This window comes from Qipengyuania sp., assembly GCF_048550555.1.
Classification (GTDB): domain Bacteria; phylum Pseudomonadota; class Alphaproteobacteria; order Sphingomonadales; family Sphingomonadaceae; genus Qipengyuania.
Genome location: NZ_JBLYYF010000030.1, coordinates 1 through 6,687, shown reverse-complemented (window position 1 = coordinate 6,687; position 6,687 = coordinate 1). Strand labels below are relative to the sequence as shown.

Genomic DNA, 6,687 nt, shown 5'->3' with positions numbered 1-6,687 from the left:
TCGCGCAGCACCACTTCGCGGTGCTCGTAGCGCGCGTTGCTGATGCTCAGCGCCATGCGGGCGCGCATAGCATAGGGGCAGCGGCGGAAGCTGTAGAGGATCGCCTCAGCCATCGGCCTCCGAACCGTCCTTGCGACCGACATGCTCCGCCCCGCGCGCCTCGGCGAGCATTTCCTGCCGCTGGCGCTCGGCATAGCGCGCGCGCTGTTCCTCGCTGCGTTCGCCATGACAGCGGTGGCAGGATACGCCTGCCTCGTAATGCTCGTGCGCCATGTCCTCGGCGCTGAGCGGGCGGCGACAGGCGCGGCACAGGGCATGGTCGCCGAGCTTCAGGCCATGGCCCACGCTGACACGCTCGTCGAAGACGAAACACTCGCCGCGCCACAGGCTTTCTTCTTCTGGCACGTGCTCGAGATAGTTCAGGATGCCGCCCTTGAGGTGATAGACCTCCTCCACCCCTTCGGCGCGGGCGAAGGCGGTCGACTTCTCGCAGCGGATGCCGCCGGTGCAGAACATGGCGATCTTCGGTGTGCGACCTTCGGCCTCGATCGCGGCGCGCTGCGCGCGGAACCAGTCGGGAAATTCGCGGAAGCTCTTGGTCTCGGGATCGATCGCCCCCTCGAAGGTTCCGATCTGCACCTCGTAATCATTGCGCGTGTCGATCAGGATTGTGTCGGGATCGGAGATCAGCGCATTCCAGTCCTCGGGGGAGACATAGGTGCCCACGCCCGCCAGCGGGTCGAGATCGGGCTGGCCCATGGTGACGATCTCTTTCTTCAGCCGCACCTTGGTGCGGTGGAAGGGCATCGCCTCGGCGCGCGATTCCTTGACCTCTATATCCGCGCAGCCGGGGAGAGCGCGGACATGGACGAGCACCGCCTCGATTCCCTCGTCCGATCCGGCGATGGTGCCGTTGATCCCCTCGCGCGCGAGCAACAGCGTGCCGTGCACGTCGGCGCCCTCTAGGCAGGCGAGCAGGTCCGGCTTGATGGCGGCAGGATCGTCGAACCGCGCGAACTGGTAAAGCGCGGCGATACGGATGGGGAGCAGCGACATGATCGCGCCCCGTTAGCACTCAGGAGCGCTTCGGGCACCCCTCGATGTCAGTCCCCGGTCTCGCCCGCCAGCACGGCCTCGGTATCGGCCAGTTCGACGTCGCTCGTCATGCCGAGATAGCGCTCGTAGTAGGGCTTGTGCGAGGAGCCGACGATCGCCAGCACGCGGCGGCCCGCGCCGATCACCTGCCGGAGGTTGGCGACCATGCGCAGGTTCCGCGTCTCCCAATAGGCGAGATACTTGCGGCCCGTATTGCCCGGGTGGCGGGCACCCGCTGCGGCGCCGAAGTCGCTGCGCATCGCCAGCCGTGCCTCGCTGTCGCGGTTCATCAGGCGATACCATTCGAGCACCGACAGCGTGCCTTCCTTAAGCCGCGTGTTCCATTCCTCGGAAGCGGCGTGGCGTTCGGCGGTTGCCGGATTGTCCCAGGCCGCGCGGATCTCGCGCGCATAGAGATCCTCGTCGTCGATCGGTCCGGTGGCGATGTCTCCGGTATGGTCGTCGACCGGATAGACCCGCTCATGGCCGAGCCGGGCGGCGAGATGCGCCGCGATCAGGCTCGATTCGTTGCGCCGGGTCATGCGCTTGTCGAGTTGCGCGGCCAGATCTTCGGTCAGCGCGTCGCCGGCATGGCGTTCGGCTGCGGGGAGGCGGAGCCACTGGACCAGTGCCGAATCGGGTTCGCCCACCGCGAGGAACAGCGCCGCCAGCCGCCGCCGTTGGGCGGGTTCCCTGTCGGCCTGGGGCTCGCCCAGCAGCGCGCGGAGCTCGCGGTCCGCCTCGGGCCCCGACAGGCCCAGCGCGGCGCGTGCGGGTTCGGGATCGGGACAGTAGTTTTCCGCCGTGTCGGGATAGGCATGCACATAGGCGCGCAGGTAATCGCATTGCGGCCCGTCCAGATTCTCGATCGCGATCGCCTCGGGCTGCCAGTCTGCAAGCCGGTCGAGGAGCGGATCGAAGCGGGTGCGGTCGAAATCCTCGGGCAGCGCGCTGAGATGCGCGGTGCCGAGCACCAGTATCGCGCTCAGATCGCCCCGCTCGCGCGCGGCTTCGTCGACGATCGCGACCGGATCGGCGGGTTCGGCGGTGGCCTGGACGGGCGCCGCTGCGGCGACGAGCAGGCTGGCGAAAAGCAGGGACATGACACTCTCCGTTTTGCGGAGGCGTGTCATGCCTGCATAATACAGTCAATGCTCGAAGAGAGGCCCGCCGTTCAGCCGTTGAAGGCGGCCGGATCGGGCCCGAGGCGGCCATCGTCGGTATCGAGCGCGTCGATCCGCGCCATCTGCTCCTTGTTCAGTTCGAAGGAGAGTGCGGAGAAATTCTGCTCGATATGATCGCGGCTGGTCGACTTGGGGATCGGGCACAGGCCGTGCTGGATATGCCAGCGCAGCACCACCGCGCTCGCGGGACGGCCCAGCTCGCCCGCGATGTCGCGGATCGTGCTCGCATCCATGCCGCCGCCCTGGCCGAGAGGGGACCAGCTCTGGGTGACGATTCCCATCTTCTCGTGCAGGGCGCGGAGCTCGCGCTGCTGGAAGCTCGGGTGCAGCTCGATCTGGTTCAGTGCCGGGGTGACGCCGGTCTCGTCGACGATCCGCTTCAGATCTTCCTCGCGGAAATTGGACACACCGATCGACTTCGCCTTGCCCTGGTCGCGCAGCTCGATCAGCGCTTTCCAAGTCTCGACGAACAGGTCCTTTCCGGGACAGGGCCAATGGATCAGCAGCATGTCGACCTGCTCTCGGCCGAGCCGTTCGAGGCACTTGTCCGCCGCCTTCAGCGTGCGGTCGTAGCCTTGGCTCTCGTTCCAGATCTTGGTCTGCAGGAAGATGTCGGACCGGTCGCCGATGCCCTTGCCGACCCCGCGCTCGTTCCCGTAGATGGCGGCGGTATCGACCAGCCAGTATCCGGTTTCGAGTGCGGTCTCGACGGCCTCGGGGGCGTCCTCCTCTTCGATCTGCCAGGTGCCGAAGCCGAGCTGAGGAATCTGGCGGCCATCGTTGAGGGCGAGGGTGGGGTAATCGGTCATGGGGTCTCCTTTGCCCTATCAATGATGCAGTGCAGCAATGTTTCCGCGGCTTGACTGGCAACCCGCAGGCCCCTACCCCGCGCCCCGCATTTGAAGCGGCACACCCGCTTCTCCATTCCATCCCCTGGTCGAGTCCTGTCGAAGGACCTTGTGGATCCCCTGGCAGGGGAAAAGGCGTAATCATGGCAAATGTGACCGTAATCGGTGCCCAGTGGGGCGATGAGGGCAAGGGCAAGATCGTCGACTGGCTCGCCAGCCGCGCCGATGCCGTCGTGCGCTTCCAGGGCGGGCACAACGCCGGCCACACGCTGGTCGTCGGCGACAAGACCTACAAGCTCTCGCTGCTGCCCTCGGGCATCGTCACCGGCACGCTCAGCATCGTCGGCAACGGCGTCGTGCTCGATCCCTGGCACCTCAAGGCGGAGGTCGAGAAGCTCGAAGGCCAGGGCGTCGAGATCAATCCCGACAATTTCGCCGTCGCCGACAATTGCCCGCTGATCCTGCCGATCCACCGCGACCTCGACGGGCTGCGCGAAGCCGCCGCGGGCTCGGGCAAGATCGGCACCACCGGGCGCGGCATCGGCCCGGCCTATGAGGACAAGGTCGGCCGCCGCGCCATCCGCGTATGCGACCTGGCGCATCTCGACCATCTCGAACCGCAGCTCGACCGCCTTTGCGCGCACCACGATGCACTGCGCGCCGGGTTTGATCAGCCGCCGATCGACCGCGAGGAACTGCTCGCCCAGCTGCGCGAGATCGCGCCCTTCGTGCTGCAGTTCGCGCAGCCGGTGTGGAAGCGGCTCAAGAAGGTCCGCAAGGCTGGCGCCAAGATCCTGTTCGAGGGCGCACAGGGCGTGTTGCTCGACATCGACCACGGCACCTACCCCTTCGTCACCAGCTCGAACACCGTCAGCGGCACCGCCGCCGCGGGCAGCGGCCTCGGCCCCAATGCGACCGGCTATGTGCTCGGCATCGTCAAGGCCTACACCACGCGCGTCGGCAGCGGGCCTTTCCCGACCGAGCTCGAGGACGAGGTGGGCGAGGGCATCGGCGAGCGCGGCCACGAATTCGGCACCGTCACCGGGCGCCAGCGCCGCGTCGGCTGGTTCGATGCCGTGCTGGTGCGCCAGACCTGCGCGATCAGCGGCGTCACCGGCATCGCGCTGACCAAGATCGACGTGCTCGACGGGCTCGACGAGGTGAAGATTTGCACCGGCTACCGCCTCCACGGCAAGATCATGGACTACTTCCCCAGCCACGCGGCCGACCAGGCCGCGGTCGAGCCGATCTACGAGAGCATGCCGGGGTGGAAGGAATCGACCGCGGGCGCGCGCAGCTATGCCGACCTCCCCGCCAATGCGGTGAAATACATCCAGCGCGTGCAGGAACTGATCGAAACGCCCGTGGCGCTGGTCTCCACCAGCCCGCAGCGCGAGGACACGATCCTGATGCGCGATCCGTTCATGGATTGATGAGAAATGCGCGCTATGGTGCCCGCACCATGCGCGCCCTCGCCCTTTCGCTGGTTCTCCTGTTCGCGGCCTGCCTGCAGCCCGTGCCGAGTGCGCAGGCGCAGCAGGCGCGCGCGGGCGAGCGGGCCGATTTCGTGCTGATCGACAAGTCCGAGCGCAGGCTCTGGCTCTACCAGGGCGGCCGCGTGATCCGCGCCTATAGCGGCCTGCAGTTCGGCGACCAGCCGGTGGGGCACAAGCGCTTCCAGGGCGACGAGCGCACGCCCGAGGGGCGCTATCGCATCTCCTACGGCAACCCGCAGTCGAGCTATTACCTCAGCCTGCACATCGACTATCCCAATGCGGCGGACCGGGCCTATGCCAGGGCGCGCGGGCGCTCGCCGGGCGGGCTGATCTTCATCCACGGCCAGCCCAACGGCCTTGCCTTCGACGAACGGATTCCGGGCGACTGGACCGATGGCTGCATCGCCATGTCCAATGCAGAGATCGAAGAACTGTGGAGCCTCGTGCCCGATGGCACGCCGATCGAGATCCGGCCCTAGCGCCCACGCTCTTCGAGCATCGCCAGTTGCAGCTGCAGGCGCTTCACCTCGCGCAGGATCATGAACATGTTCATGCGGCTGAACAGCCAGTCCTTGAGGAAGCCGATCGACATCACCAGCACGACGGTTCCGGCAGCCCAGAGGATCGTCGCGCGTGGATCGACGGCAATGAACGCCTGCCACGCGCAGTAGAACATCGCCGCGCTCATCACGAAGGTCATGGCGAAGACCAGCTTGGCCCAGCCGCCCAGCGGCCCACCAAGGCTGTCCCCGAGCTGGCGAAACAGCCCGCGATCGTCGTCCAGCCGGGCGAGGAAAGCTTCGTCATCCGCGTCGAGCGCGCCGCGGATACGGTCGTCGATATCGGTCATGTGTCGTCTCCTGTGAGCACCGCCTTCAGCTTGCGGCGGGCATGGAAGAGGCGCGTCTTGGCGGTGCCCGGCGGCACCTCCTGCACCTCGGCGATCTCGGCGAGGGTGAGGCCCTCGACGAAGAACAGTTGCGCGGCGAGCCGCTGGTCGGGCGGCAGCGCGGCGAAGGCCTGGCGGATGGTCACCGCCTCTTCCGCCGATGCGGACCGGGCGGGCTCGTGCTCGCTCTCGCCGCTTCGCGACCGGTCCGCTTGCGCCCGGCGGATGCGATCGGCACAGCGCCGCCGCAATATGCCGAAGGCCCAGGGCGCGAAGCGCGCGGGATCGCGCAATGTGCCGATGCCGCGCAGGATCGATAGCCACGCCTCCTGCACCACGGCGAGCGCCGCCTCGTCCTCGCCGAGCAGTCGCCGCGCGGTCCGCGCCAGCCGCGGCTGCCAGCGCGCCGCCAGCCGCTCGCCCGCGCGCCGGTCGCCCGACTGAACCAGCGTGACGAGCAGCTCGTCATAGAGCCGCGCCGAAGCGGGTGGTCCGTCCTTGCTGCCCGTCGTTGTCATGATGCGATAGTCGCAGCAGCGGGCCGAAAGGTTCAATCGGATGTGAGGACTTTACCCCGCTTCTTGACCTGTCCGCTTTTTGTTCTCATTACGTTCCACATGGGAGCAAGGAGTGCGAGTCGATGCAGGCGGATTTCGAGTATGAGCCGGTGCGCGATGCGTCGGGGTGCCAGCTGTCGGTCACCGTCCTCGCGGATCGCGATCATGTGCGGGCGGAGATGCGCGAGGATGCGCTCGCCGCGGGGTTTCGCCTCCGCGATTGCTGCAGCCTCGAGGAATATGCCCAGGGGCCGCTGGCCGCGCTGGGCGACCTCGTGCTGGTCGATTGCGCCGAGGCGAGCGCCGATGCGCTGGCGCTGCTCTCGCGGCTCGACATGCGCGGGGGCAAGGCGGGGGCACAACTGGTGGTCTCGACCACCATGGGCGCGCTCGACGACGTCTTCGGCTGTTTTTCGATGTCCGCGCCGCAGATCCTCGTCGATCCCGCGCGCGCCGAACGGGTGATCGCCATCGGCCGTGTGCTCGCGCGCATTCCCAATCTGCGGCTGCGCGAAATGGGCGAGGAAGACCGACTGATGCTGCTGCGGCTGACCGAACAGGTCGGACGGATCGCCGAGCGGCTGGAGCGGCTTTCGCCCGGCCAACGCGAGGGCGGCG

The 6,687-nt window shown here is 67.4% G+C and carries 8 protein-coding genes and 1 pseudogene; 3 read left to right on the top strand and 6 right to left on the bottom strand.

What is annotated here, in order from left to right:
- From ACN4E0_RS07240 to ACN4E0_RS07225, 4 genes are all read right to left on the bottom strand, one after another.
- Positions 1-113, bottom strand: a 113-nt coding sequence (locus tag ACN4E0_RS07240) for a glutathione S-transferase N-terminal domain-containing protein (protein ID WP_419566842.1), incomplete at its 3' end; no start/stop codon positions are given.
- The gene (locus ACN4E0_RS07235) at positions 106-1,056 is read right to left on the bottom strand and encodes a rhodanese-related sulfurtransferase (RefSeq protein ID WP_419566841.1); all 951 of its coding nucleotides are present in this window, start codon (positions 1,054-1,056) and stop codon (positions 106-108) included. The genes ACN4E0_RS07235 and ACN4E0_RS07240, both read right to left, overlap by 8 nt.
- 47 nt (positions 1,057-1,103) lie before the next feature.
- Positions 1,104-2,198: a DUF5694 domain-containing protein gene (locus tag ACN4E0_RS07230; protein ID WP_419566840.1), complete on the bottom strand. Its 1,095-nt coding sequence runs from the start codon at positions 2,196-2,198 to the stop codon at positions 1,104-1,106.
- A 71-nt stretch (positions 2,199-2,269) separates the two neighbouring features.
- Complete coding sequence (locus tag ACN4E0_RS07225; RefSeq protein ID WP_419566839.1) at positions 2,270-3,088, bottom strand: aldo/keto reductase; 819 nt, start codon at positions 3,086-3,088, stop codon at positions 2,270-2,272.
- 182 nt (positions 3,089-3,270) lie between these two features.
- Between ACN4E0_RS07225 and ACN4E0_RS07220 the strand changes: the two genes are divergently transcribed.
- Together ACN4E0_RS07220 and ACN4E0_RS07215 are read left to right on the top strand one after the other, a co-directional pair.
- Positions 3,271-4,560: an adenylosuccinate synthase gene (locus ACN4E0_RS07220; RefSeq protein ID WP_419566838.1), complete on the top strand. Its 1,290-nt coding sequence runs from the start codon at positions 3,271-3,273 to the stop codon at positions 4,558-4,560.
- A 29-nt stretch (positions 4,561-4,589) separates the two neighbouring features.
- Entirely contained in the window at positions 4,590-5,102 is a 513-nt protein-coding gene (locus ACN4E0_RS07215) for a L,D-transpeptidase family protein (protein ID WP_419566837.1), read from the top strand.
- Here the strand turns inward: ACN4E0_RS07215 and ACN4E0_RS07210 are convergent.
- Complete coding sequence (locus ACN4E0_RS07210; RefSeq protein WP_419566836.1) at positions 5,099-5,473, bottom strand: DUF6768 family protein; 375 nt, start codon at positions 5,471-5,473, stop codon at positions 5,099-5,101. The two genes, ACN4E0_RS07215 and ACN4E0_RS07210, sit on opposite strands and share 4 nt — an antisense overlap.
- Positions 5,470-6,030 (bottom strand): RNA polymerase sigma factor, encoded by a 561-nt coding sequence (locus ACN4E0_RS07205; protein ID WP_419566835.1) that lies wholly within the window; start codon positions 6,028-6,030, stop codon positions 5,470-5,472. Before ACN4E0_RS07205 ends, ACN4E0_RS07210 begins: the two co-directional genes overlap by 4 nt.
- 122 nt (positions 6,031-6,152) lie before the next feature.
- On the opposite strand from ACN4E0_RS07205, the pseudogene ACN4E0_RS07200 reads away from it, so the two are divergent.
- Positions 6,153-6,687: pseudogene (locus tag ACN4E0_RS07200) on the top strand (MarR family transcriptional regulator); the annotation flags it as partial.

What these genes read in the sequence shown, in the direction of transcription:
- ACN4E0_RS07235 (WP_419566841.1), bottom strand. Translation starts at nt 1,056, where the DNA reads ATGTCGCTGCTCCCCATCCGTATCGCCGCGCTTTACCAGTTCGCGCGG.
- ACN4E0_RS07230 (WP_419566840.1), bottom strand. Translation starts at nt 2,198, where the DNA reads ATGTCCCTGCTTTTCGCCAGCCTGCTCGTCGCCGCAGCGGCGCCCGTC.
- ACN4E0_RS07225 (WP_419566839.1), bottom strand. Translation starts at nt 3,088, where the DNA reads ATGACCGATTACCCCACCCTCGCCCTCAACGATGGCCGCCAGATTCCT.
- ACN4E0_RS07220 (WP_419566838.1), top strand. Translation starts at nt 3,271, where the DNA reads ATGGCAAATGTGACCGTAATCGGTGCCCAGTGGGGCGATGAGGGCAAG.
- ACN4E0_RS07215 (WP_419566837.1), top strand. Translation starts at nt 4,590, where the DNA reads ATGCGCGCCCTCGCCCTTTCGCTGGTTCTCCTGTTCGCGGCCTGCCTG.
- ACN4E0_RS07210 (WP_419566836.1), bottom strand. Translation starts at nt 5,473, where the DNA reads ATGACCGATATCGACGACCGTATCCGCGGCGCGCTCGACGCGGATGAC.
- ACN4E0_RS07205 (WP_419566835.1), bottom strand. Translation starts at nt 6,030, where the DNA reads ATGACAACGACGGGCAGCAAGGACGGACCACCCGCTTCGGCGCGGCTC.